Raw genomic sequence first — 24,561 nt, forward strand, 5'->3', positions numbered from 1 at the left:
GTCGGCCACACGCCGTAGTTAGGGTGAGACGCATGTCGATATGGGCGCGGGGAGACCGCACCGGGAGAGTCGGTGAGGCCCTCCTGATGTTGGAGGGACAGGGGATCATCGATGGTCTGGAGATCCTCCCCTCCGAGGACAAGCCCTACCGTGTCCGTGTTCCCGCCGGCATCGTGCACATGGACGAGGATGAGGCCTCCATGTTCGCCCTGGGTGCGGTCGTCGGCGCCTTCGGGGACGTGGCCCGCCAGCGCGCCTGAGACGACTCGCCCCGCCCACGGATTCCTATCGGCGGCCCATGGTACGTAGGATCGCGTCCAACAGCAGGTCCCGCACCATGGTGCGGTGTTCGATTTCGTGCGGGACCGTCAGCTCGTTGTTGAAGGTGGACAGGCACATGCCCACCGTCATCTCGGCCAGAGGCCTGGCCGGACGCCCGTCCTTGGGCAGCTCCTCCACGAAACGGGCGACCTCGATGGCCTCACGGACCGCTTCGGTCCACGGTTCGATGCGCTCACGCCACCATGTCCGCTGAGGGCCGGGCTCCGCGCCCATCCCCGAGGCCGCCGCGAGCAAGGCGCCTGATTCCAGCCACAGCGCGATCCAACCGTCGACCAGACGCCCCATGTAGCCGTCGATGGACTCCATGCGTCCGAACGTCAGGTCCACCTGGGAGGCGAACGAGGTCAGGCGCACGTCCACCGCCGCCTGGAGCACCTGGTTCTTGTGGTTGTAGTAGCGGTAGACGGTGGAGCGATCGATGTCGACGCCCTCGGTGATCTCCTTGTAGGTGACCTGGCTGAAAGGCTTGGTGCGCAGTAGTTCCACGAGGCTGTTCTGCAGCTGGAGCATGCGCTGCGCGGCGCGCAGGCTCCCGCTGGTCCCCGGACTCGAATCCTGCGGCGCCGTCATACCCGATCCGTCCGTCATGAGCTCCCACAGCCCTCGCGTAACTGACGGAGTCCAGCTTGCCCCAGATCGAAACGGATGCCAACACGGCGTTGGACATCGGGACACTCCTGTGGAACGGGGTTCCGGTCAGGCACCGTCGGCTTTCACGCGCGCGGCCCGATGGGCGGTCAGGTAGTCGCGGTACCAGTGGAAGCTGTCCTTGGGGTGGCGCTCCAGCAGATCGTAGTCGACCCGAACCAGCCCGAACCGGCGGTCGTACCCATAGGCCCATTCGAAGTTGTCCAGCAACGACCACACGAAGTACCCGCGCACGTCCACCCCTGCCTCGATGGCGCGGCCCAGCGCCGCCAGGTGGTCGCGCAGGTAGTCGACCCGATCGGTGTCGTGCACACGTCCGGTGTCGTCGGGGGCGTCGGGTTCGGCCGACCCGTTCTCGGTGATGAGGATGGGAGGCAGGCCCGGGTAGCCGCGGTCCAGGTCGACGAGCAGGTCGGTGAAGCTCTCGGGCACCACCGGCCAGCCCATGGTGGTGTGTCGGACGCCCTCGTAGGGGACCTGCTCCACACCGATGTCGACGGCTGTACGGCGGGTCGGATCGGGTTCGACGTGCGGGGCGTCGCGCAGCATGATCGGTCGATAGAAGTTGATCCCGAGGAAGTCCAGGGGCTGCCCGATGGTCTCCAGGTCGCCCTCGACCCGGTGAGCGCCATCGGCGAGCGCGCCCCATACCTCCTTCTCGTTGTCGGGGTAGGCACCGGTGAAGATGGGATCGAACCAGGTGCGGTTGTGCAGGGTGCGGGCCCGCTCCACCGCGGCGTGGTCGGCCGCGGAGTCGGTGGCGGGTACCAGGTGGTCGGGGTTGAGGGTGATGCCGACCTCCCCCGCGGCGGCGGCCCGCAGTTCACCGACCGCCATGCCGTGGGCCAGGAGCAGGTGGTGGGCGGCGGCCAGGGCGGGCGCACCCTCCTTGGTCCCGGGGGCGTGGCGCCCGATGGCGTGCCCGACGAACGCCGAACAGAAGGGTTCGTTGAGGGTGATCCAACGGTTGACGCGGTCACCGAGGCGTTCGGCGACGATCGCGGTGTACTCGGCGAAGCGGTGCGCGGTGTCGCGAACCCGCCAGCCGCCCTCGTCCTCCAGGGCCTGGGGAAGGTCCCAGTGGTAGAGAGTGAGCACGGGTTCGATGCCGGCGCCCAGGATCGTGTCGACCAGCCGGTCGTAGAAGGCGAGCCCCTCGGGGTTGGGGCGACCGCTACCGGTGGGTTGCACGCGCGGCCAGGAGACAGAGAAGCGGTACAGGTCCACGCCCAGTTCGGCGAGCAGGGCGACGTCTTCGCCATAGCGGTGGTAGTGGTCGCAGGCCACATCACCGCTCTCGCCTCGGGCTACGCGTCCGGGGGTGCGGCAGTAGGTGTCCCAGATCGAGGGACCTCGACCACCTTCGCCGACGGCGCCTTCGACCTGATAGGCGGCGGTGGCGGTGCCGAAGAGGAGTTCTGCGGGGAGCACGGGGTCTGCCTGGGAGTACGGGCCGGACATAGGATTCACCCTCCTTTGGGAGCGCTCCCAATTGTGATCCACGCGACCCCGAAGATCAACCACCACCGCGCGTTCGATCGAGCACGCACGGTGACGAAAAAGGCTACCGAGACGAGACCTGCCACGCCGAACCGGAACGGGCCCGACACCGTCACAACCTCCAGCGCGCCGCGTCCCCCGCGCGCCGTAGAAAGGGCGAAGGCATGAGTTGGACCGACTACTCGCAGAACGTGCGCATCCGTGACCTGGAGGAGAGTCTCGACAGCGCACACTCACAGATGGCCCGCGAGCGCAGCCGCATGCGCTCGGAGCTGGGGCGGCTCAAGGGCGGCCTGGAACAACGACTGGATCGGGTCTCCGCCACCCTGGACGCCTTCATCGAACTCAGCGACCTGCGCGTCACCCTCACCATGTTCGACGGTGCCGCCATCACCCGGCACCGCACCCTGCAGATGATCGACGGCGCCGTACCAGGAAGCCTCGAACTCGACGACGTGCCCGGCTATTGGCTGGTGCCGGCGGCCCGAGGCCTGCACTGCCTGCTCGTGGGCGACCTCGCCCGGGCTCGGATCCGCTTCGACGAGGCCGCCGCGATAGACGCCGAGCGCGCCCGCAGCTTCAGCGCCCTGGCCGCCGCGCTCACCAGCGCCGAACACGGCCGTGCCCTCGGTGAGAACACGGCCGCCGACCTCCTCCCCCACCTCCCGGTACCGGGCACCCGGCTCACCCGCGGCCAGCGCGCCCTGTGGTTGCTGAGCGCCGACGGTTCACTGGGTGAGGACGCCCGCGAACGCCTGCTGTTGTCCAGCCTGCGCCACTGGTCGGCCGAGGGTGTCCAAGCCCCGAAGGTGGAGGCCTGGTTCACGACCGCGCCCTCCGGCCGCGGACCCCGATCCGAAAGCGGGCTCGCCGCGCGCGCCGAGGCGGCCCGCCGCCTGTCCGAGGTGCGCGAACGTGTCGCCCGCGTCACCACGCTCAGCGGTGAGGGCGGCCCCACCGAGGTGCTCGCGCCGGACCAGGACAGCGCCGACTTCCTCCTGCAGACCCTGCGCCTATTGGTGGAGGAGGGCAGTCCGGAGGAGGCACCCCTGCTCGCCGAGGCCAACCGACTGCGCGCGGTGATCGAGGGCTCCGGCGAGGAGATCGTCCTGCCCTCCTGGGGCGAGAACGTCGAGGAGGTCGGTACGCTGCTCCAGCGCGACCTGGTCTCCGAGAAGGCGCCCCCGCACCGTCGGACCTTCGCCCTGGTGTTGCAACGCGGCGCCGTGCTGGAGGGAGCCGAGGAGCTGGCGGCCCGGGCCACCGAGCCGGCGCCCGACCGGACCAGTGTGACGCTGCGGGGCACCTCCGTCACCATCACCGCCTCCGGCGCGGACCGCGGACAGCTGGAGCAGGCCAGGAAGAAGGCCGAGGTCGCGGCCACCCCCGGCAACGACTCCCGCAGCATGTTGTGGATCGCGATGGCCACGGCCGGCGTGCTACTGGTCCTGTCCCTGCTGACGATGCACGGTTTCCTGTGGTTCCTGACCCTGGTCGCTCTGGGCGGCATCGGGCTGGCCTACCACTCCACCACCAAGGAACGGGAGAACACCGCGCAGGTCCGCTCCCATGAGTTGCGCCGGATCGACGAGCGGGTCGAGAAGGCGGTCCGGGAGTGGCGCGAAAGCCAGGCCGAGGCCGAGCGGAACCGGGTCCTGGCCGGTGATGACCTCAAGGAGATCCACCGCCTGCTCAACCCGTGAGGGTGTCCTCCGTCCCCTACAACCAGCCGTTGCGCCGGAAGATCAGGTACAGGACGAGACCGACCATGGCCATGGCGGCCAAGGTCAGCGGCCAGGTGAACAACCAGTGGAAACCAGGCTGGGGGGCGATGTTCATCCCGTAGACCGAGGAGATGAGCGTGGGCACCACCAGGATGCCGCCCCAAGAGGAGACCTTCCTCATCACCTCGTTCTGGGCCTGGTCCACGAGACTGCTCTCCACCGCCATGATGTCCTGCAAGAGTTGACGGAAGCCGTCCACGCGTTCGCGGATGGCGGCCACGTGGTCGGCGACGTCGCGCAGGTAGGTGATCAGGCCACCTCGCGTTTCCCTCTTCGCCCGCCCCCAACGCTCGCCGAGTTCGTCCAGGACCTCGCCGAGCGGGTCCACGGCCCGTTGCAGGATGATGACCTCGCGCATCAGGCGGTAGATACGCCGTGAGACACCCTTCTCCTCGCTGAAGACCTGGTTCTCCACCTCGTCCACGTCCTCCTGCAGACCGGCGACCGCGGGCGCGTAGTCGTCGACCACCCGGTCCAGGACGGCGTAGACGATCCCGAGCGCGCCCCGCTCTCTCAGGTCCGCGTGTTCGGTCAGGCGGGCGCGGATCCGCTCCAGGTCCGGCCCGACCCCTTGGCGGATCGTGACCACCAGGGAGTGGGCGCCGAAGACATGGAGTTCACCGACCTGCAATCTCTCTTGGTCCTCGTCGTAGACCGTCGGGCGCAGGGCCATGAACAGGGTGTCTCCGTAGGTCTCGATCTTGGGCCGTTGGTGGGCCACTATCGCGTCCTCCACCGCCAGGTGGGGCAGGTCGAAGTGGTCGGCGACCTCCTCCACCTGATCGCGATTGGGTTCGGTCAACGCGACCCAGGCCACGGTGGTGGGGTCCGCGGCGATCGCCTCGTCGACCTCGGTGAAACCGTCGACCTCCCGTGTGGGCTCCCCCTCCCGGTACAGGAGGATCCGGCGTTCCCCGGACGGCGCGTGGGCGGGCAGGACGGCGTCCTGCCTGCCCAGGGCCATGATGCGCTCGGGCGCGGATTCGGTCATGGGTCGGCCTCCTTCGGTTCTCCCCACGCCCGATCCTGGCCAAGGCGGGGACCTTCGGCCAGGAGGACACGCTCTGATCAGTCGCCGATCCCGGAAGCCCGGACGGTGATGTTGAGCCGTCCCCGAAGGCCGAGCGCGGGATCGGCGGTGCCGGGGCGCACCCGGGGCACGCCGTGGTAGGCCATCCTGGAGGGACCACCGAAGACGAACAGGTCGCCGCTGCGCAGTTCGACGTCGGTGTAGGGCCGGTTGCGACTCTCGGTGTTGCCGAAGCGGAACACGCAGGTGTCGCCGAGGCTGGCCGACACCACGGGGGCGCGGGAGAGTTCGTCGCGGTCCTGGTGCATGCCCATGCGGGCGTCGGCGTCGTAGAAGTTGACCAGCGCGACGTCGTAGGGGTCGCCCTCGTGGGGCGCTCCGTAGGCCTCTCCGACCGCGCTTTCGGCCAGGTCGCCCAGCAGGGCGGGGAAGGGCCGAACGGAGGTCCCGTCGGGCAGGGATCGGCTGTAGGAATACGGTTTCCAGTGCCACCCCAACGAGACCATCGCAACACTCATCATCCCGCCGCGCGGCATGACGTGCCGTCGCATCCCGGCGGGTCCGCGCGACCACTCCCGGCAGCGTTCGAGTAGTTCGCGTTGGGAGTCCAGGGGGATCCTGCCGGGCAGGTGGACCGCTCCGGGCGCCACGTGCACCGGTGGGGAACCGAACAGGGCGTCGTCCATGGACCCCATTGTGCCCCGTGCGGGCAGGCCTCGCACGGGGCGTCGGGTTCAGCGTCGGACGAGGTCGCGGATGTTGACGATCAACAGCACCACGACGATGAGGCCGATGGGGACGGTGACGGCGATGCGCCAGTCGGCGACGAAGGCCATCACCACCCCCAGTAGGACCGCGGTGACCACGATCAGGGCGGCCACCCCGGTGAGGTACTGGACGAACCTGCGGCGGGCCACGGAGTCGATGGCGGCGAACAACAGCACGACGCCGAGCATCGCCCACAGGGTCATCTGACCGTCGAGCAGGAACAGGGTCAGCGCCAGCGAGATCAGCAACAGCGGGGTGCTCAGGGCCACCCACAGGTACAGGAAGCGGGTGCTCTGCTGCTCTCCCGAGGCGTAGGGCATGTGCGGGGCCTTGAGGTGCCCGGTCGGCGTGGGCACCAGCGGGATGGCGCTTTCCAGGGCACGCAGGTGGGTGTCGCGTTCGTCCGCGGTCAGGACACGCTTTTCGTAGACCTCCGCGAGTTCCTCCTCCAGGTCCTCGATTCGCTCCTGGTACTCGTGGGAGAGGGCGCGGGACTGGGCTTCGCGGCGCAGGACCAGGCGCGCGGACTCCAGCCGGCGCAGTTCGTCACGGCGACGAAGGATGTCGGCGTCGTGGGCGCGCACCTTCCCCTCCAGGGTCCGCACATGGGCGCGCAGTTCGGCGCGGGCGGCGGACTCGGTGGGAGCGACCTTCTGCAGCCCCACCCAGGCCAGGGGGTCGGCCCAGGAGCGGCGGATGGTGCCGTCACGTTCGTAGCGGGGCCCGCTGGGGGCGCGCTCGCCGTCGAAGAAGTCGCCGGTGTCGCGCCCCCACAGGCCGCGGAAACCCTTGACCCAGGAGGTCTCGTCGTCGATGAGGACGGCGTTCCACTCCCGATCCCCGCCGGGGCCCAGACGTTCGCCGTCACCGCGGGCGTAGTCGACGAAGGGCACTCCGATGCCGTGCCGGTTGATGGCGCTGTCGGCTCGGAAGAGGCGGCTGGTGAATCGTCGCCAGAATCGGACCAGGCCGCGCAGGATCGCCGGGTCGACCTGGATGAGGTAGTCGCCGGGCAGCATCTGGTGGGAGTGGGAGCCCGCGCCGACGTAGACCATCGGGTGGTCGCCATCCCGGTGCAGGTCCGGGTCCTGCCAGGATCGGCGCAGATCGTCACCGTGGTACTCGTGCGAGGAGGCACCGATCCAGACCGGCCTGGTGGTGCCGTCGGGGTTCTCCACGACGTAGACGGTGACGCGTTCCCAGTCGGCCTCGTGGTCGTTGACCCCGCCGTAGATGGTGCGCCAGTCGTTCATCGCGTAGAAGAACCAGTACTGGAGGATGGTGTAGCCGCCCTCGCGGGTGACGCGCCCGTAATAGGTGGCGCCCCCGTTGTCGACCCGCTCGCGGAATCGGGTGACCGCAGCGAAGGTGACACCGCCGGGGACCGCGCCGCGGATGAGCAGGGACAGCTTCATCAGGATGTCGAGGACGCGGCCGAGCACGCCCACGGCGGCCAGGCGACCGCTCTTGGGGATGACCGAGCGCGCGACGCCCTTGAACCGGCGGGCCTCCTCACGCAGGGTCTCCTCTTGGACGAAGCGCAGGTGCTTGTGCCGGCGCGGCCATTCCTCCTCGGCCTGCGCGAGGCGATCGAGGGTGAGCTCTCCGACGGGGACGATGACGCTCTCGCGTCCGCCGGGTTCCTCGATCCAGAGGCTGCAGTTGCGGACGTAGGCGTCCACGTCGGTGGGGAAGAAGAGTTCGCCCTTGGTGCACACGAGCACCGGTTCGTGGGCGCGCAGGAGTTCGAGGTCAGATGTCACGGCCATGATTGGCACCAAGCTAGTGCATTCGGCGGTGTGGCCGTGCTTTCCGTGGACGTGGCACACGTCATGACGCCGTTGGTTTCCCTTCGGAAATCACTTTCCAGCATGGAAAGTGAATGCCAACATGGAAACTTGACGGCCACGGGAGGCGTGCACGTGCGCGGGGAAGACGCCTGGGACGCACTGGAACAGGCCACGGACATGAACAAGAGGGTCCGCCCCATGGGCGGTCGGTAGGCGTTCTATGGAATCGCCTTCGGACTGACGGGTCTGGGGCCGGTATCGACCTTGGGCGTCACCGACTCCGCCGTCGGATTGATCGCCCTGCGTCATAGCAGGAGCACGAAGCGAACCATCCACGCGTTCGGCTGGACGAGGTCATCCACTCCCCCGTCCGCTTATCCGTCGTGGCCGCACTGGTCTCGGCCGACACCATCGAGTTCCGCGTCCTGCGCGACCTGGTGGAGGTCAGCGACTCGGTGCTGTCCAAGCAGACCTCCACCTTCGAGGACGCCGGGTACGTGGCGGTGAGCAAGTTCCGAGTGGGATGACGTACCCGCACCTCGCTCACGTTGACCTCCCAGGGACGCAAGGCCTTCGACGAACACGTGCGGGCGCTGCGCGACATCGCCGACGGGGTGTCGGTCCCCTCGCCCACGGACGATCGAGAAGGCGATCAGGCCGCGGTGACCCCGCGCACCGGCGCCCGGTCCTCGAACCCCTCGGGGTCGAGGACCTCGGCGTGTGCGGGGGTGTGCGGTCCGGGGGCGCCGTCCTTCGTCCCCGGACCCGTTCGAACGTGGCGCTCGCGCACCACCTTCTTCTCTGGGACGGCCGGCCCGGAACCACGGTCCCCGCGCGCCGCCCCGATACCGGCGATCACCACCAGTCCCATTCCCACCAGCTGGACGGTGACCGGGGCCTGGCCGATGACGATCATGCCCATCACCAGGGCCACGGCCGGCTCCAGGCTGGAGAAGGTGCTGTAACCGGTCCGGCTCATCCGTTGCAGGGCGATCATCTCCAGCAGGAACGGCACCATCGGGAACAGCAGGGCGATGAGCAGGGTGAACCCGATCAGCTCGAGGTTCGGTTCGGCGATCACGGCCGGGGCGCCCAGCGGTGCGGTGACCAGCGCGCCCACCGCCATCGACAAGGTCAGCCCGTGGACGGCGCCGAAGCCCGCGCCGACCTTCTGGGTGAGGACGATGTAGCCGATCACGCAGACCGCGCCCGCGAGCGCGAAACCGACACCGGCCAGATCGAGGTCGCCGTGCCAGGGGCGGGTCAGGCACACCACGCCCACGACGGCGGCGACGATCCACACGAGTTCGCGACGGCGGCGCATCGCGGCCACGGCCACCACGAGGGTTCCGAGGAACTCGATGGAGGTGGCGGTGCCGAGCTCGATCCGCGCCGTCGCCTCGGAGTAGAACATCATCATCCCCGCACTCGCTGTGCCCAGGATCACCACGGCACCCAGCTCACGCCTGGTCGCCGCGCGCACGGCCCGCCACAGAGGGCGACCACCGATCGCCAGCAGCAGCACCGCGGCCCAGCTGAGGCGGAGCCAGGTGACCGTGGCGGGCCCGGCGTGCTCGAACGCGGTGACGGCGAGCGCGCTGCCGGTGTGCAGCGTGAACATGCCGATGAGCAGCATCAGCGGCGCCGGGACCCGGAAACGGGCAGGGCTGAATGAGGGGAGGAATGAGCGGATCACCCGACCATTCGATCCAAACCCTTCGTTTCTGTCCACGAACTCATGGTTGATGGACCATGTAGTTTCGGTGGATGGATTTCACACGCCTGCGCCTCCTCGTGGAACTGGACCGGCTCGGCACCATGGCGGCCGTGTCCGAGGTCACAGGCATGAGTACCTCGGCGGTCTCCAAGCACCTCGCCGTTCTGGAGAAGGAGGCGGGGGTGGACCTGCTCGCCCCCGACGGTCGCCGGGTGCGGCTCACCCCGGCCGGGCGCAGGCTCACCGAACACGCGGTGCACATCCTCTCCCGAGTGGAGGCGGCCCGGGCCGAATTCGATGGTGAGGGCGAGCCGGTGGGCCGCGTCGACCTGGTCATGTACACCTCGGCGGCGCCGATCGTGCTGCCCGCGCTACGCCGGTTGAGCCGCGATCACCCGGGGATCGACATCCACCTGACCGAGTACGAATCGGAGCAGGCGCTGGCGCTGTTGCAGGACGGAGAGGCCGATCTGGGGGTGGTGTACCAGTACAGCCTTCTCCCCCGACGTTTCCCGGGGACGCTGACGGTGCACCCGGTGGGAACCGAGGGGCTGCTGTTGTCCCAGTCCTCTCTTGGGGCGGACAGCCGCACCCTCACCCGGCGACGCCTGCGCGAGCTGGCCGACGCGGCCTGGATCGCAAGCCCCTACCGGGGAGACGAGGAGGCCCTGGTGCACCGGATGTGCGCCGACGCGGGGTTCACTCCGCGGATCGTGCACCGGATCGACACCCTGGAGCTGTTCGAGGAGCTGGTGGCCACCGGGCTGGGCGTGGGCGTGGTGCCCCGATTGTCGACGGCCACCCGGCGCGGGGTGGCCCATGCGCCCCTCGGTGAGTTGGGCGGGGTGCGGCAGGTGTACCTGGCCGGACGTACCGGCGTCTGGTCCTGGCGACCGATCCGGGTGGTCGCCGCCTATCTGCACCAGTCCGCCCAAGACGTACTCGACGACGTTCCACCGTTGCCGTGGGCCACGAAGCCGGAGTGATCGCGAAGATCGGGGAAGAGATGAACCCGCCGGTTCAGCCCGCGATCGCGAAGGGGCCCACCGAGGGCACCGGTACCTTGCTCGCGGCCTCGCGGACCGCGGAGAGCAGGGGTTCGGGGGTGGCTCCGGCCCGGGAGAGCACGATGATGTGCCGGCGTGCGGTCTCGCGCACCCCGCGCACGACGATCTGTGGGTGGTTGAGGCCGGTCCAGGCCAGTCGGGGCATCAGGGCGACGCCCAGGCCCGCCTGGATCATGGAGAAGACTGCGCTGAAGTCGTCGACGGTGTGCACCACGTGCGGCTGGAAGCCGGCCTGGTTGGCGGCCGCGGTCACGCAGGCGTGCCAGGCCGTACCCGGTGCGGACAGGATCCAGCCCTCGTCGGCCAGGTCGTCGGCCAGGTGGAGACTGGTGCGGGTGGCCAGGGGGTGTTGGTAGGGCAGGATCGCGTCGAAGAGCTCGACCATCACGCGGTCGGTGCGAAAGTCCGGGTCCCCGGCGGACGGCAGGTGGCTGGAGGACATGGTGACGGCCACGTCCAGGCGGCCCGACCGCACCATCTCGGCGCTCTCCTCGGGCTCGGCCTGAACGACCTCGAAGCTCCATCCGGGGTGGCTGTCACGCAGCCGGGCCAGTGCGGGCGCCACCAGATCGCTGATGGCGGTGGAGAAGGAGCCGACGCGAACGACACCGCGGTCCCCGGCGGAGTACTCGGCGAGGTCGGCGGTGGCGCGTTCCATCTCCGCGAAGATCACGTGCGCACGTTCGAGCAGCACGCGCGCGGCCCCGGTGAGCAGGAAGCGCCGGCCCTGGCGTTCCACCATCGGGACGCCGGTCTCCTTGGCCAGGGCGGCCAACTGCTGGGAGACGGCCGAAGGTGTGACGCTGAGCGCCTCCGCGGTGGCGGCCACCGTGCGGTGGTGGTCGAGGGCCTGGAGGAGCTGCAAACGTCGGACATCGATCATGAACCCAATTTATGGCAGAGCCCTAAGGTTTCGATGTGATTTCGATCCGATCATGGGTTCTTTGCGGGTGATTCGCTGCACACGACACCACCGAACACGCCACACTCCCAGCACCTCCCCGAGCGAAAGATTCGCACTTTTTCTCTACTAGTGATGCCGTGCGTGGTTTTCCCCGTGTCGGACCTTCCCCTTCCGTTACCGGCACGTACAGTCAGACTCACAGCTCAACCACGAATCCGCACCGGGCGGCTTCCAGGGTTCCAGTGCCCAAGCTGGTGGAACGGGTGAGAAGAAAATGCAAACTTCGCTGATGACCAAACCTCGACCGAACAACATCGGTGTTCTCGGTTTTCGCTACCTCGGTGCCCACGAGGTGGAGGAGCTCGCGGACCTGTGGGGCGCCCTCCACCAGCAGCACACGGTGACCGCCCCACACCTCGAGGACATCATCAGCGCCGTGAGCCTGGACGAGTCCTGGCGTCGGCGTCGCGCCCAGTACCTGTCCTGGATGTCCGATCCCGACACCATGGCGATCCTCGCCGAGAACGAGGGCGACCTGGCCGGGTACGCGATGGTGACCCTCCGCGAGAACACGCAGGGCAGCTGGGACCGGGGCGAGCAGGTCGCGGTCGTGCAGACCTTCGCCATCGACCCCGAGTACACCGGCACCGGGGTGGGTTCCAAGCTTTTGGAAGAAGTCCGCCGGCAGCTGGCCGCCATGAACGTGCGGGACATCGAGTTCTCCGCGATGGCCACCGCCTCCGAGGACATCCGTTTCCTGGAGCAGGAGGGTTTTCGGCCCTTCGTCACCACCATGGTGTGTCGCGTCGACGGCTTCGGCGCCCACGACTGACCAGAGGTCACCCGGCCGATCCGCCCTTCGGGTCGGCCACTCGAACCGGCCCCCGCGCGGTCATACCCACGTCCCGCGCGGGGGCTTCCCCGTGCCGGACGCCGGCGACACACCTCGGCGACTCGAAGGTCGAAGACGCTACGCTCGCCCCGTGGCCTCCTCCGACTCGAACACCTGTGTCTTTCCCGGCTGTACCCGACCGGTCCCTCGCAGCACCGCCCCCGGACGTCCGCCGCAATACTGCGACCTGCCCGAACACACGCGGTGGCGGGCGTGGAAAGAACGCCAGCGGCTGGCCCAAGAAGCGGAGAACGCCCAGAGCGAGGCCCTCGCCGGACAGCGCGAACACGCTCCCACCACCCCGGAGTCCGCCGAGCCCGTGACCGCCGCGCGGTTGCGCGCCGACGACCTGCTCACCCGCTTCGCCGTGCAGACCGAACAGCTCGGCGCGACCCTTACCGCGGCCACCGAGGCCTTCACCACGATGTCCGACCCCGCGGCCGCCGAGGCCCAGGTGGAGGCGGCTCGTCTGGAGTCCGCGCGCAGGGTCTCGGAGGCCGACTCCGCACGCTTGGAGGCGGAGAACCGTCGCCGTGAGGCCGAGGCGGCCAGGCGGGCCGCCGAGGAGGCCACCGCCGCGGCGGTGGCCGACACCCAGGACGCCGAGCGCATGGCCGAGGAGGCCCTGGGCCGCAGAGACGCCGCCGAGGCCGAGCGCGACCGGCTGGCGGAGTCCGCCCGGATCGCGGGGCTGGAGCGCGACGCGGCCGTGGCCGAGGCCAACGCCGGGTTGGCCGCCGCCGAACGTCGGATCGCCGACACGGTCGAACGCGCCCGCTCCGACCTGGAGCGTGAGCGCACCGAGGCCGCACTGCGCCTGGACCGCTCACGTGGCGAGGTCGAGCGGGCACGGGTCGAGCTCAACGAACAATCCCGGTTGCGCGAGGAGGCCGATCTGGCCGCGCGGGAGGCCCGTACCCGCGCCGAGGCCGCCGAGGACCGGACCCACCGGGCCACTCGGGACCTGGAGGCGGAGCGGACCCGGTTCGACACCGAGTTGGAGCGTGCCCACCAGCGGTCGGAGTCGGACCGCGCGGCCGCCGAGGCCGAACGTGCACGCCTGACCGCGGAGCTGGAACGGTCGAACTCCGAACGCGAACGTCTGGCCGCGGAACTGCAGTCCCAGCGCCGCAACTCCGAGATGACCTTGAGCGAGGCGCGCGAGGCCGGAGCGGCGCGGCTGTCGGTGGCCGAGGAGGCCCGTGACCTCGCGTTGGAGCGGGCCGAGCGGGCCGAGGCGGAACTTGGTTCCCTGCGGGAGCGCGTGCGCGAGAAGACGGGATCCACCTGAGCCCACCCCGTCATATGACTTACGTCCCCTTTTGCACCTTTTCTTCGGCTTAGGATGGTGGCCGTGCGAGATCTGGGAACCACTGGTGAAACCGGCCCGATGCCGCTGGGCGATGGTCGGTCCGATCAAGCTCCCCGGCGTGCGACCATCGGCGATCGCCCCAGCCCCCGAATGGACCTTCGGGCGCTCTTCGGTCTGGAGGCGGGGCACTGGGCGTGGCGGACCGCGGCGTACGCCGCCGTGGCGATGACGGTCTCCTTCGCCCTGGCCACGATGCTCTTCGGCCCCCAGCTCGGCACCATGGCCGCGCTCGGGTCCATGACCGTCCTGTACGAGAAGAAGACGCCCTACTCCTACCGCGCCGCCGCCCTCGCCCTGGTGGGGCTGGGCTTCGTCGCCGCGGTGACCTTCAACTCCCTGGCATCGTCCCTGTCCCCCTGGGCGGCGGTGGCCTCCATCGGTCTGACCGCCGGCCTGAGTACATGGGTCTGCGCGGCTTGGCGGGTGGACAAGCCCGGACCGATGTTCTTCGTTCTGGTCGCCACCATCTCCACCATCGCCCCCGGCGGGGTCGCCGAGGTCCCCCTGCACGCACTCATCGCCGCGCTGGGCGCCACGGTGGGCTGGACGGTGTCGATGTCCGGCGCCCTGTTCCGGTCCCGTCGCCCCGAATACCACGCGGTGGCCGAGGCCTTCCGGGAACTGGCCGCCCTGCTGCGTTCCGTGGGCACGTCCGAACTCGACCACGCCCAGCACCAGGCCTCGGTGGCCGTGGCCGAAGCCTGGCGGATCGTGCTGCTGGGGCAGACCCGCGGTTACAGTCCCACTCCCGAGGCCGCCCGTCTGCGCGCGCTGTTGCGCTGGGTCTCCGACGTCCATCTGGCCGCGACCCAGGTGTGCATCGCGCGGACCACGCCCCTGCCGACCCAGGCCGCCGAGTTCGCCGAGCTGCTGGCACCGGCCGTCGCCGATCCCTCTCAAGCCCCCGACCCCGAGTCCCTGCACGAGTTGCGCCGTGGGATGCGGCCGCGTTCGCTGGAGTCCCGCCTCTACGGCCTGTTGACCAGGACCGCCCAGACCGCTCGTCGTAGCGCCGAGGACCAAGACGTCGAGGACGACCATCGCTCCGCCGGTCTACACGACGAGCGTTACCCGGCATTGGCGAACGCCCTGCGCTCCAGCCTGAGTTCGGAGTCCCTGATCCGTCCCACCGCGCTGCGCATGTGGCTGACGGTGACCGCCGCCGGGATGTTCGGTCTGTGGATGGGGCTGGACCATTACTACTGGGTGGCACTGACGACCACCTCCGTACTGCAGGCCGGCAACGTGGCCCTGGCCTTCAACCGTTCGGTGCAGCGCTCCCTGGGCACCCTGTTGGGTGTGCTGGCCGGGGTGGGACTGCTCCTGTTGAACCCACCGCTGGCCGTGGTGATCATCCTGGCCGGCCTGTTCCAGGGCACCACGCAGCTCGTGGTGGCCCGCAACTTCTTCTACGCCTCGATCGTGTTGACCCCGATGGCGCTGATGCTGTCCTACACGGCCCAGCCGGCACCCCTCACCGACCTCGCCGAGTCCAGGTTCATCGACACCGTGGTGGGTTCGGTGTTCGGTCTGGCCGGCGCCCTGCTGCTGTGGCGCAAGGCTTCGGCGACCCGCCTGCCACAGGCCATCTCCAATGTGCTGGAGCGCACCCGCCAGTGCATGATGGCGGTGTTGGACCAGGACTCGGAGATCACCGAGGAGCACCGGTACCGGCTACGCAGGGACATGCGCGCGGCCACGGTGAGCCTGCGGGGTGTGTACGAGAGCGCCCTCGGCGACGCGCCCCGGGCGGCCTCCACCCGACCGCTGTGGCCGGTGGTGGTGGCCACCCAGCGCATCGGTTACCTGGCGCTGGCCGCGCTCTCCCAGGACCGCGGCCCCGATCCGGTCGGCATCATCACCCTGCAACGCGTGGATCTGGCGTTCGGCGAACTCATCTCGGCCATGGAGGAGCGGCGGACCCCGCGGCTCGGCGCGCTGCCCCGACTGCCCGCCTACCCGCGCATCAACATGGAACTACGGGCGCTGGCCACCGCCATGACGACCGCGGTGGCCCAGGACGAGAGGTCGGTCCGCCAGGAGGCCGAGCGGCGGGCCCACCGTGAACAGCGCCGCGCCCAGCGGGACGTGGACGCCGACCTTTAGCGACCGTGGCGGGCCGGTCGGGGCTCAGTCCTGGTCCAAGACCGCGAACGCCCGAACCGGGAAGGCCGCCACCGCGCGCACCTTGGCGGGGACCGCGTAGAAGGTGAACCCCTCGCTGGGCAGTCGGTCGAGCAGGCACAGATGGCTGACGATCGGCACCCCCGCGGTGAGCAGGGTGGCCTGGGCCGGACGGGCCCCCTCGCTGGCCGGTGAGGTGTCGTCGACCCCGATCGAGTCGATGCCGACCAAGGTGGCCCCGGCCTGTACCAGGGTCTTGGCGGCCGTCTCGGTCAGGTGCGGGTGATCGTGGGTACCGTAGGTCTCGGTCCGCCAGTGCCGATCCCAGCCCGTGCGGAGCAGGACGGCCCGACCGCGCAGGTCCAGCCCGGCGAAGGCCTCGGGACCGACCCGTCGCCGAGCGGTGGCGTCGACCACGATCCCGGGTAGGCAGGCGACCCGGTCCAGGTCCAGATCGGCGGGGTCCGCGGCGTCGCGGTAGGGGTGGGCGGGGATCTCGACATAGGTTCCGGTCGCCCCGACCATCGAGACCCTGCCGCTACTGTCGCCGTGTCCGGGAACCCCGCCCGCGACGGTGGTGCTCTCCTTGATCACGGGTTCGGGCAGCCCGGGGCAGGTGGTCATTCCGTCGGTGATCTGGTGGCTGACGTCGACCAGTTTCGGCATGGTTGTGCTTCCTCGCTCGTATCCGGCAGGAGGGCCTCTGAACCGGGCCAGAGGTCTAGACCACGACCCTAGCGCGGGTGGCACAGGTCACGACAGGGGTCGAGGACCCCGATCGAACGGCATTCGTCCCCCGCTAAGCTCGTAGGCACCGTGGCGGGCCGTCGACACCCGACCGTCCGCGTACCCCCACAGCAGATTCACCCGCCGAGAAGGGGCGAACTCCATCGTGTCAATGTACGGAGCGGCCAAGGCCCTCGTCGCGCCCGCCAGCCGCATGGTGTGGCCCCAGCGCGTGGAAGGCGTTCACCACGTCCCCACGAGCGGCCCGGTGATCCTGGCCCCCAACCACCTGGCACTGATCGACCCCCTCTTCGTCGGTGTGGCCTGCCCTCGACCGGTCCGCTTCATCGCCAAGCAGGAACTGTTCGACGAGAGCACCTTCGTGAAGCGGATCATCGCGCGAGCCCTGCGTGCCCTGGGCCCACTCTCGGTGGACCGCCGGCCCGGCCAGAGCTCCCAGGAGGCCATGGACAACAGCCTGGCCGTCCTGGAGAGCGGCGAGGTGTTCGGTATCTTCCCCGAAGGCACCCGCTCCCCCGACGGCCGCCTCTACAAGGGACAGACCGGACTGGCCTGGTTGGCCCTGACCACGGGGGCGCCGGTGGTCCCGGTCGCACTGACCGGAACCGAGCGCATCCTCCCGCCAGGGCGCAAGGTTCCCTCCTTCAACCGGGTGGGAATCCGCTTCGGCGAGCCGGTGGACCTGTCGCCATGGCTGGGCAAGGCGCACAAGGCCAAGCCCCGCAGGGAGGCGACCGACGCGATCATGGGAGCGATCGCCAAGCTGTCCGGGCAGGAGCAGGTGGCGCGATTCGCAGCTTCGGTCAAGGCCGAACTCGAACAGGGGTGATTTTCCCCACAGCTTTTCCGGGGCTCATTCGCCCTTGACGAGGCGTTGACCCGGAATCGAGGGCCCTTTTTCAAGCTCAAATCCACGTGTCGACCTGGCTTTCGAGCACACGAGCCCCTCGGACCACTCTCGTTCGCCCTGTCGACGAGAGAAGAATTCCCTACCCTTAGAGTGGGTTTTCCCGGTGGCCACACCGGATAGATTAGGCAAGCCTTACCTTTCGATGGCGTCCGACCCTGGCGCGAAGACTTGGAGCTGTGCGATGACGCGACCACTGCGAGTGGGAATCGTGGGTGCGGGCCCGGCGGGCATCTACGCCGCGGACCTGCTCACCAAGGACGAGACCCTGTCCGCGTGCGGCACGTCCGTCAGCATCGACATCCTCGACAAGCTGCCCTCGCCGTACGGCCTGGTCCGTTACGGTGTGGCCCCCGACCACCCCCGGATCAAACAGATCCAGGGTGCGCTGCACAAGATCCTCGACAAGCCCCAGATCAACTTCTACGGCAACGTCGAGTACGGCGTGGACCTCAAGCTGGAGGACCTGCGCCGCCACTACGACGCGGTCGTCTTCGCCACCGGCAGCGACCGCGACCGGCCGCTGGACATCCCCGGCGTGGACCTGCCCGGCAGCCACGGCGCCGCCGACTTCGTTTTCTGGTACGACTCCCACCCCGACGTCAATCCCTCCTGGCACGTGGACGGCACCAGCGTCGCGGTGATCGGCGCGGGCAACGTCGCCGTCGACGTCGCCCGCATCCTGGCCAAGGACGCCGACGACCTGCTCTCGACCGACATCACCGACAATGTCTACGAGGGTCTGCGGGCCAAGCAGATCACCGACGTGCACGTGTTCTCCCGTCGTGGCATCGCCCAGTGCAAGGCCACCCCGATGGAGCTGCGCGAACTGGACAAGCAGCCCGGTGTGGAGGTCCTGGTCTATGCCGAGGACTTCGACATGGACGAGGGCAGCCTCCAGGCCTGCGATGACTCCAACCAGGTCAAGACCAACGTCAAGGTCCTGCAGAACTGGGCGATCCGGGACGAGCGCGGATCCGAGCGTCGCCTGCACCTGCACTTCCTGCACGCTCCCGCCGAGATCCTGGGCGAGGACAAGGTCACCGGGATCCGTACCGAGCGCATGGAGCTGACCGGCGACGGCAACGTCAAGGGCACCGGCGAGTTCGTCGACACCGAGGTCCAGGCCGTCTACCGCGCCATCGGCTACCTGGGATCGCCCCTGGCCGACCTGCCCTTCGACGAGGAACGGGGCGTGGTCCCCAACTCCGAGGGCCGGGTCCTGGACCTGGACGAGAACCCCATCGACGGTGTGTACGCCACCGGCTGGATCAAGCGCGGCCCCGTCGGCCTCATCGGCCACACCAAGGGCGACGCCCTGGAGACCGTGACCAACCTGGTCGCCGACCGTGACTCCTTCACTCCCGCCACCGAGCCCGACCCGGTGTCCTTCCGGGCCCTGCTCACCGAGCGCGGTGTCGAGTACACCACCTGGGAGGGTTGGCAGCGCATCGAGGCCAAGGAGGAGGAGCTGGGCGCCGAACGCGGCCGCAAGCGCCTCAAGCTGCTCAGCCGTGAGGAACAGACCAGCGTCGCACGTCAGGCCTAGCCGCGCACGTGCTTCCCCGCCGGTCCCGCGCCCCTCTGCGGGACCGGCCCTCGCTCTTTACCCGCCCCTGGCGCTTCTGGCACCGTGAGATTGCGCATTCGGCTCTCTCCCGGTTCGTGGAACAACTGCCCGGACCAATGGGTTAGAGTCACTGTTGGTCGGTGTGGTAGCAAGTGTCCCCCGGGCCTCAACTATTGCCTTCGCGGAATACCGCGTCCGGCACCCGCCCTTCGGGGTGGGACGGACCGGACGGCCAGGAGCCCCGTTGTGCCCCGCGCCGAGAGGCGACCGCCATGCCGACCATCAACCTCGTGCCCCGCTCCCACCGAAGTGGGAGCGGGGCATCGTGGTCTCTCCCGGAAACGCAACGAAGGACGGTCAGGCGTGGACGATTGGTCCCCCCGACAGCCGGATTCCTCCGGACCGCCCGACGATCGGTCGGACGGTGACGGCGCTCTGCAGCCGCGCCCGGAGAACCCCTATCGCATCCCCCAGCGGCCATCAGGGGCTCGTCCCAAGGACTCTGGAGGCTTCGGCTTCGGGCATCCGCGTCCCGCGGACCCTGAGCCGAGCGATCCCGCCACCGAGGCATGGGAAGTGCCGCGGGAGACCGGTGAGACCCAGGAACGCGAGAGTGTCTCCGAGCCGACCCCCGACCACGCTCCCCGTCCCTGGGACGTGAGCCCCACCGATCCCGTGTCCCAGGATCACGAACGCCCCGCGGAGAACTCATGGGACACCGCCGGCCGTAGCTCGTGGGGCACCCCGGGCGACGGCTTCGGGGAACCTCAGGAGGGTTCCACGGGACCCGCGTGGGAGGGCCCGGCCTCCACCGGCGAGCCCGAGTCCGGTGCCGCCGGTTGGGGACTGGCCCCCGAACCACCGTCCGGTCAGGGCAGCTGGAACCACGGCAACAGCACGGAACCGGAACCGTGGAACGCTCCGGGCCCCGAGACGCCCTGGGATCGAACTCAGGGCGATCGAGGTGACTCCCCTGAGCGGTCCACGTGGGAACGGCCCGCGCAGCCCGCGTGGGAGGAACACGACGGACAGGCCGGCGACCCGCGTAGGCTCTGGGGCGAGGAGACCTTCCCCGAACGACCCGCGGACGAGTGGGGCGGCCCCGCCCAGGGTCCTTCCTGGGAGCACCGGGCGGCCTCCGGAGCCGACGAGGAGCGGTGGGGCACCCCGCCGGAGGCGGAGTCCGCCCCCGGCGGGCGAGGAGTCCCCGCCGAACCCGTACGGGAGCAGTGGGGCGCGCCGAGCACCGGCGCCCACACAGGATCAGGACAGCACACGGGATCGGCATGGTCGGCCCCGGAAGAGCCCTCCACCGAGTCCTGGGAGACGCCCTACCGCGGACAGCCCACCTACGGGGGCGACACCCCCTACCCGGGTTCGGCCCCGCTCGGGCCCGAGGACGGGTCCACCCCGCAGGCGGAACAGCAGGGGCAGGGGTACGAGTACCTCTACAGCGGTCCGGACGGCCAGGGCCCCGATGGGCCCGGCGGACCCCAGGGGCCGCACGGCCCCGACGACGACTACTACGACGACTCCTACGACGCCGGTCCTCCGAAGAAGAAGTCCCGTCGTGGGCTGTTCATCGCTCTGGCCTCGGTCGTGGTCGTGCTGGCCCTGATCGGCGGTGGCGTGGGATGGTACGTCTACACCCTGCCCGAGCCCGAGGAGGCCACAGGCGAGTACGAGGCCGCTTGGGAGGAGCAGGACTTCGCCCGTCTGGCCGCCGTCACCACTGGTGACGACGCCGAGGCCATCCTCGGCGGGATCGACGCCGGGCTGGGCGTGGACGGGGTCGACGTGGAGATCGGCACTCCGGTCACCGACGGTGGCACCGGCAGCGCCTCCTACGAGGTGACGCTGTCGCTGACCAACGCCTCGGACTGGGGCTGGGAGGGTGAACTCCCGCTCGTGCGCGAGGACGGTGAATGGTGGATCGATTTCTCACCCGAGGTCGCCTACCCCGGGTTGGGAGAGGGCCAGGTGCTCGCACGCACCGCCGTGTTCGGTGAGCGCGGCCAGATCCACGCCGCCGACGGCACTCGGCTGGACACCCCGGACATCTCCGGTTCACTGCAAATGATCGTCGGCACGCTGGGCGAGGCCGACGAGGACGACATCGAGAGATTGGGGCCGGCCTACAACATCGGTGACACCGTCGGTAAGAGCGGGCTCCAGCGCACCTACGAGGAGCGCTTGGCCGGTGAGGCCGCGACCACCATCCTGATGGTGGACGCCGCCGAGGCCGAGGAGCCCGACTCGTTGGAGGCCACCGAGGAGAACACCTTGGCGACCCTGGACGGGTCCGACGGTGAGTCGATCACCACCAGCGTCGACATGGGTGTCCAGAACGCGGCGTCGAACGCCATCATCAACGCCGACGATCCGGCCGGGTTGGTCGCGATCCGCCCCTCCACCGGGGAGATCCTGGCCGCGGTGAACGTGCCCGGCGGATTCAACCGGGCCTTCGAGGGCCAGTACGCGCCCGGTTCGTCGTTCAAGATCGTCACCTACAGCGCGCTGTTGGACAACGGTCTGTCCGCCGACGCCACGATGGACTGCCCCGAGGAGTACGAGCTGGGCGGGTGGCCGTTCCGCAACGCGGGCGACGCCGAGTACGGCGAGCAGTCGGTGACCGAGGCGTTCGCGACCTCGTGCAACACCGCCCTGGTACACGAGATCGGTGAGCACCTGACCCCGGAGACGTTGTTGGCCGGTGCCGAGCAGTTCGGGATGAACAAGCCGCTGGACATCGGTGTGGCCACCCACGAGCCGAGCTTCCCGCCGGTGGACAGCACCACCATGATGGGTGCGCAGGGCATCGGTCAAGGTCAGATCCTCACCTCGCCGCTGCACATGGCCACGGTGCCCGCGGCGGTCGCCGACGGTTCATGGCGCCGGCCGGTGTTGGTGACCGAACCGGCGGCGGAAGGGCTGCCGGAGCCGACGGCCATCGGCAACGCCGAGGCGCTGCGGCCGATGATGCGCGCGGTGGTCACCGACGGCACCGCCAAGAGCGTCGACTTCGAGGGCGAGGTGTACGGCAAGACCGGCACCGCCGAGTACGGGACCGCCGAGGACGCCGACGAGGACGACGAACTGCCCAGCCACGCGTGGATGGTCGGTTACAAGGGCGACGTGGCGTTCGCCGTGGTGGTGGACGGCGGTGGGGGCGGTTCGGCCGTGGCCGGTCCGCTGGCCGCGAAGTTCACCAACGCGCTCTAGGAAGCCGAGAACGTGGGCGGGCCCGCCCGGTGAGCTGCTCCCTGGGAGGTGGACCGGAGTTCCGGTTCCATCGACCAGGGAGCGGCCCCGTGGGATGGATGATGGCCCGCTCACCTGCCACCACCAGGTCGTGGCGGGCCCCGGCGAACAAGACGAACGTGTCGGCGCCGACCGTCGGTCTGAGGGACCTGGCCCGGTAGCGGCGGGGCGGGGTTCGCAAGGCGTTGAGCCGACGCCGTGGCTGCGGGGCCCGGGCCTGTTCGAGTCCGGCGAGCACGCACAGGGCCGTTCCCGATTCCGGCGACGGCCTCCTCTTCACCCAGGAACAGCGGGTTCCGGTTCCGGTTCCGCTCTCGGCCCCTCCCACACGGAACCACGAGCGTCCTTTCGTCCTCGGGGCGGACAAAGCCGAGCACAAGAGCATGGCGTGGACTCCTTGTTCGGCCGGAAACGGCTCGGCCCTCGAACCCGCCGATCGGGCAGAGACGAGAGTGTCCTTTTCGAACGACCGGCGGCGCGGGAGTCCCGCATGTACCCGCCCTCGGCCATCAGAGCCGCGCCCGAGCCGGGCGAGTTCGACTACGAGGACGAGTTCGGCCCACACCACCGTCGCCCCTTCGACGCGCAAGAAGAAGGATGGGGTTACACCAGAGCGAGTTATTATTACTTTGCGCAACTAGATAATTACTTAGCGTTACTAGCGGAGATGTTCGGGCATTCCCACCTGTGGCGCCGAAAGGGCTTCGCCGACCGAGGGTCGACGGAGCAGGCGCCCCGGACCGGCAGGGTGTCGGTCCACATAGGAAGGGCAAAGCATGAACCGCAAGACTGTCGCTCGTATCGCCTTCGCCGCCGTCGTCGCCCCGACCCTGGCTTTCGGTGCTCCCGCCGCCGCGATGGCGGACAGCTACTTCTCCGCCGAATCGACCGCCGCCGGCTTCAAGGGCGCCACCAGCAACAGTGTGAAGGCCGTGGCCGTGGACGGTGACCACAAGCACGGCGGTGGTTCCTACTTCGAGCACGACTCCAGCGCCGCCGGCTTCAAGGGCGCCGCCAGCCACAACACCACGAGCGCGGCCAACTAACTCTGATCCTGCCGGGCGCGGCGTGTCTCGAACCGTCGCGCCCGGCCCATGCACCGGAGGAAGAGGTAACACCATGCCATCAGCGAGAAGAGCGCTGTGCGTGAGTATCGCGACGCTCGGCTTGACGGTGGCCGCGCCCTCACTGGCGATGGCCGACGCGGGTTTTCAGAACGACTCCAGCTCCGCGGGCCCGGAGGGCGCCACCCTGAGTCTGATTCGCAGTCATGTGGACGATGACGGAAATGTGGGCTACGAACGTGTGACCTACACCGCTGGGCCCGAGGGCGCAGGAATGGACCGGACCAAGAGCAAGTCCGAATGAATTCTCATCGTCAGGGCGGGCAGTCGACGGCTGTCCGCCCACGTGTGTCCGGGCCAAGGGTCCGATCGCACACCCGGTGATCGGAAGGAAGAGATGCGCCACCATTGGAAACCCCTGCTCATGGGGACGGCTCTGGCATTGTGCTGCGCGAGTGTGACGGGCGGAGCACACCCCGGCACGACCGGCACGAACCCGGGCGAGCCACTCTCGGCCGTCCAACCCGGTGACACCGCCGAATGGTCCCCGTCCTGGTTCGGCGCCTCGTCGGCGAAGCCGTGGTCCCAGGCGGAGGAGGAGACCGTACACCTGGTGAACCAGGCCAGGTCCCGGAACGGCTGCGACCCGCTCGAGGTCGACGAACGCCTCACCCGGACCGCCCGCGAACACAGTCGGCACATGGCCGGGCGAGGCACGGTCACCCACGTCGGTTCACAGGGGCGGTCCTATACCGAACGGGCCAAAGCGGCGGGTTACGACCGCCCCTCGGGCGAGGTCATCGCCGCCGGCTATGAGACGGCCTCCGAAACGGTGCGAAACTGGCTCGAAAGCTCGGGGCACCGAAAGGTGATCATGAACTGCGACTCGGTGGACACCGGTGTCGGAGTGGTCACCACCGAGGACGGCGTCTACTGGACCCAGGTCTTCGGCTTCGGTTCCTGAGGACACCTCCCGTCCGCGGAACGGCCGATGCGTCCACGGTCGGGTTCACCGACGCTCTGAAGCCGAGATGTCTAGGGGGTGGGTCCCGTCGGTCGACGGGACCCACCCCC

General features: G+C 69.3%; 20 protein-coding genes and 1 pseudogene. 13 read left to right on the plus strand and 8 right to left on the minus strand.

Annotation, left to right across the window (positions count from 1 at the left end; all coding sequences use genetic code 11):
- Positions 1 to 32 precede the first annotated feature (32 nt).
- Complete coding sequence (locus tag NLI01S_RS15915) at positions 33 to 260, plus strand: hypothetical protein (protein ID WP_067605165.1); 228 nt, start codon at positions 33 to 35, stop codon at positions 258 to 260.
- Between the two features lie 25 nt (positions 261 to 285).
- On the opposite strand, the gene NLI01S_RS15920 is transcribed toward NLI01S_RS15915, so the two are convergent.
- The gene (locus NLI01S_RS15920; RefSeq protein WP_067605167.1) at positions 286 to 852 is read right to left on the minus strand and encodes a TetR/AcrR family transcriptional regulator; all 567 of its coding nucleotides are present in this window, start codon (positions 850 to 852) and stop codon (positions 286 to 288) included.
- Between the two features lie 186 nt (positions 853 to 1,038).
- Positions 1,039 to 2,451, minus strand: coding sequence for a GH1 family beta-glucosidase (locus NLI01S_RS15925; RefSeq protein WP_067605169.1), 1,413 nt, complete (start codon positions 2,449 to 2,451; stop codon positions 1,039 to 1,041).
- Positions 2,452 to 2,654: 203 nt separating this feature from the next.
- On the opposite strand from NLI01S_RS15925, the gene NLI01S_RS15930 reads away from it, so the two are divergent.
- Positions 2,655 to 4,193 carry a hypothetical protein gene (locus NLI01S_RS15930; RefSeq protein ID WP_067605171.1) on the plus strand — a complete coding sequence of 513 codons (1,539 nt, stop codon included), beginning with the start codon at positions 2,655 to 2,657 and terminating at the stop codon, positions 4,191 to 4,193.
- A 16-nt stretch (positions 4,194 to 4,209) separates the two neighbouring features.
- Here the strand turns inward: NLI01S_RS15930 and NLI01S_RS15935 are convergent, their stop codons facing one another.
- The 3 genes from NLI01S_RS15935 to NLI01S_RS15945 form a co-directional block, all read right to left on the minus strand.
- Complete coding sequence (locus tag NLI01S_RS15935; protein WP_067605173.1) at positions 4,210 to 5,265, minus strand: magnesium and cobalt transport protein CorA; 1,056 nt, start codon at positions 5,263 to 5,265, stop codon at positions 4,210 to 4,212.
- Positions 5,266 to 5,342: 77 nt separating this feature from the next.
- Complete coding sequence (locus tag NLI01S_RS15940) at positions 5,343 to 5,990, minus strand: alpha-ketoglutarate-dependent dioxygenase AlkB family protein (protein ID WP_067605202.1); 648 nt, start codon at positions 5,988 to 5,990, stop codon at positions 5,343 to 5,345.
- Between the two features lie 48 nt (positions 5,991 to 6,038).
- Positions 6,039 to 7,841 (minus strand): hypothetical protein, encoded by a 1,803-nt coding sequence (locus NLI01S_RS15945; RefSeq protein ID WP_067605174.1) that lies wholly within the window; start codon positions 7,839 to 7,841, stop codon positions 6,039 to 6,041.
- A 365-nt stretch (positions 7,842 to 8,206) separates the two neighbouring features.
- Between NLI01S_RS15945 and NLI01S_RS15950 the strand changes: the two are divergent.
- Positions 8,207 to 8,494, plus strand: a pseudogene (locus NLI01S_RS15950) (winged helix-turn-helix domain-containing protein); the annotation flags it as partial.
- A 20-nt stretch (positions 8,495 to 8,514) separates the two neighbouring features.
- Here the strand turns inward: NLI01S_RS15950 and NLI01S_RS15955 are convergent.
- On the minus strand, positions 8,515 to 9,558 hold the full coding sequence (locus tag NLI01S_RS15955) for an EamA family transporter (RefSeq protein WP_067605176.1): 1,044 nt from the start codon (positions 9,556 to 9,558) through the stop codon (positions 8,515 to 8,517).
- Positions 9,559 to 9,629: 71 nt separating this feature from the next.
- On the opposite strand from NLI01S_RS15955, the gene NLI01S_RS15960 reads away from it, so the two are divergent.
- Positions 9,630 to 10,565, plus strand: coding sequence for a LysR family transcriptional regulator (locus NLI01S_RS15960; RefSeq protein WP_067605178.1), 936 nt, complete (start codon positions 9,630 to 9,632; stop codon positions 10,563 to 10,565).
- 34 nt (positions 10,566 to 10,599) lie between these two features.
- On the opposite strand, the gene NLI01S_RS15965 is transcribed toward NLI01S_RS15960, so the two are convergent.
- Positions 10,600 to 11,529: a LysR family transcriptional regulator gene (locus NLI01S_RS15965; protein ID WP_067605180.1), complete on the minus strand. Its 930-nt coding sequence runs from the start codon at positions 11,527 to 11,529 to the stop codon at positions 10,600 to 10,602.
- Between the two features lie 310 nt (positions 11,530 to 11,839).
- Here NLI01S_RS15965 and NLI01S_RS15970 point away from each other — a divergent pair, with 310 nt between their 5' ends.
- From NLI01S_RS15970 to NLI01S_RS15980, 3 genes are all read left to right on the plus strand, one after another.
- Positions 11,840 to 12,382, plus strand: coding sequence for a GNAT family N-acetyltransferase (locus tag NLI01S_RS15970; protein WP_067605182.1), 543 nt, complete (start codon positions 11,840 to 11,842; stop codon positions 12,380 to 12,382).
- 151 nt (positions 12,383 to 12,533) lie between these two features.
- Complete coding sequence (locus NLI01S_RS15975; protein ID WP_067605183.1) at positions 12,534 to 13,733, plus strand: hypothetical protein; 1,200 nt, start codon at positions 12,534 to 12,536, stop codon at positions 13,731 to 13,733.
- Between the two features lie 99 nt (positions 13,734 to 13,832).
- The gene (locus NLI01S_RS15980) at positions 13,833 to 15,920 is read left to right on the plus strand and encodes an FUSC family protein (protein ID WP_084392644.1); all 2,088 of its coding nucleotides are present in this window, start codon (positions 13,833 to 13,835) and stop codon (positions 15,918 to 15,920) included.
- A gap of 24 nt (positions 15,921 to 15,944) precedes the next feature.
- Here NLI01S_RS15980 and NLI01S_RS15985 read toward each other — a convergent pair whose 3' ends face one another.
- Positions 15,945 to 16,604 (minus strand): cyclase family protein, encoded by a 660-nt coding sequence (locus tag NLI01S_RS15985; RefSeq protein WP_067605187.1) that lies wholly within the window; start codon positions 16,602 to 16,604, stop codon positions 15,945 to 15,947.
- A gap of 226 nt (positions 16,605 to 16,830) precedes the next feature.
- Here NLI01S_RS15985 and NLI01S_RS15990 point away from each other — a divergent pair, with 226 nt between their 5' ends.
- From NLI01S_RS15990 to NLI01S_RS16015, 6 genes are all read left to right on the plus strand, one after another.
- The gene (locus NLI01S_RS15990) at positions 16,831 to 17,514 is read left to right on the plus strand and encodes a lysophospholipid acyltransferase family protein (protein WP_067605189.1); all 684 of its coding nucleotides are present in this window, start codon (positions 16,831 to 16,833) and stop codon (positions 17,512 to 17,514) included.
- Positions 17,515 to 17,794: 280 nt separating this feature from the next.
- Positions 17,795 to 19,141, plus strand: a complete 1,347-nt coding sequence (locus NLI01S_RS15995) for an FAD-dependent oxidoreductase (RefSeq protein WP_067605204.1) — start codon at positions 17,795 to 17,797, stop codon at positions 19,139 to 19,141.
- Between the two features lie 384 nt (positions 19,142 to 19,525).
- Complete coding sequence (locus tag NLI01S_RS16000) at positions 19,526 to 22,384, plus strand: penicillin-binding transpeptidase domain-containing protein (protein WP_067605191.1); 2,859 nt, start codon at positions 19,526 to 19,528, stop codon at positions 22,382 to 22,384.
- An 815-nt stretch (positions 22,385 to 23,199) separates the two neighbouring features.
- Complete coding sequence (locus tag NLI01S_RS16005) at positions 23,200 to 23,469, plus strand: hypothetical protein (RefSeq protein WP_067605193.1); 270 nt, start codon at positions 23,200 to 23,202, stop codon at positions 23,467 to 23,469.
- 100 nt (positions 23,470 to 23,569) lie between these two features.
- Positions 23,570 to 23,791 (plus strand): hypothetical protein, encoded by a 222-nt coding sequence (locus NLI01S_RS16010; RefSeq protein ID WP_223809264.1) that lies wholly within the window; start codon positions 23,570 to 23,572, stop codon positions 23,789 to 23,791.
- Between the two features lie 93 nt (positions 23,792 to 23,884).
- Positions 23,885 to 24,451 (plus strand): CAP domain-containing protein, encoded by a 567-nt coding sequence (locus NLI01S_RS16015; RefSeq protein WP_084392645.1) that lies wholly within the window; start codon positions 23,885 to 23,887, stop codon positions 24,449 to 24,451.
- Positions 24,452 to 24,561: the final 110 nt, after the last annotated feature.

Source organism: Nocardiopsis listeri NBRC 13360, assembly GCF_001570765.1.
In the GTDB taxonomy this organism is placed as follows: Bacteria; Actinomycetota; Actinomycetes; order Streptosporangiales; family Streptosporangiaceae; genus Nocardiopsis; species Nocardiopsis listeri.

Excerpts from the sequence above, each read along its gene's own strand:
- NLI01S_RS15915 (WP_067605165.1), top strand. The coding sequence starts at position 33 with ATGTCGATATGGGCGCGGGGAGACCGCACCGGGAGAGTCGGTGAGGCC.
- NLI01S_RS15920 (WP_067605167.1), bottom strand. The coding sequence starts at position 852 with ATGCTCCAGCTGCAGAACAGCCTCGTGGAACTACTGCGCACCAAGCCT.
- NLI01S_RS15925 (WP_067605169.1), bottom strand. The coding sequence starts at position 2,451 with ATGTCCGGCCCGTACTCCCAGGCAGACCCCGTGCTCCCCGCAGAACTC.
- NLI01S_RS15930 (WP_067605171.1), top strand. The coding sequence starts at position 2,655 with ATGAGTTGGACCGACTACTCGCAGAACGTGCGCATCCGTGACCTGGAG.
- NLI01S_RS15935 (WP_067605173.1), bottom strand. The coding sequence starts at position 5,265 with ATGACCGAATCCGCGCCCGAGCGCATCATGGCCCTGGGCAGGCAGGAC.
- NLI01S_RS15940 (WP_067605202.1), bottom strand. The coding sequence starts at position 5,990 with ATGGACGACGCCCTGTTCGGTTCCCCACCGGTGCACGTGGCGCCCGGA.
- NLI01S_RS15945 (WP_067605174.1), bottom strand. The coding sequence starts at position 7,841 with ATGGCCGTGACATCTGACCTCGAACTCCTGCGCGCCCACGAACCGGTG.
- NLI01S_RS15960 (WP_067605178.1), top strand. The coding sequence starts at position 9,630 with ATGGATTTCACACGCCTGCGCCTCCTCGTGGAACTGGACCGGCTCGGC.
- NLI01S_RS15965 (WP_067605180.1), bottom strand. The coding sequence starts at position 11,529 with ATGATCGATGTCCGACGTTTGCAGCTCCTCCAGGCCCTCGACCACCAC.
- NLI01S_RS15970 (WP_067605182.1), top strand. The coding sequence starts at position 11,840 with ATGACCAAACCTCGACCGAACAACATCGGTGTTCTCGGTTTTCGCTAC.
- NLI01S_RS15980 (WP_084392644.1), top strand. The coding sequence starts at position 13,833 with ATGCCGCTGGGCGATGGTCGGTCCGATCAAGCTCCCCGGCGTGCGACC.
- NLI01S_RS15985 (WP_067605187.1), bottom strand. The coding sequence starts at position 16,604 with ATGCCGAAACTGGTCGACGTCAGCCACCAGATCACCGACGGAATGACC.
- NLI01S_RS16005 (WP_067605193.1), top strand. The coding sequence starts at position 23,200 with ATGAACCGCAAGACTGTCGCTCGTATCGCCTTCGCCGCCGTCGTCGCC.
- NLI01S_RS16015 (WP_084392645.1), top strand. The coding sequence starts at position 23,885 with ATGCGCCACCATTGGAAACCCCTGCTCATGGGGACGGCTCTGGCATTG.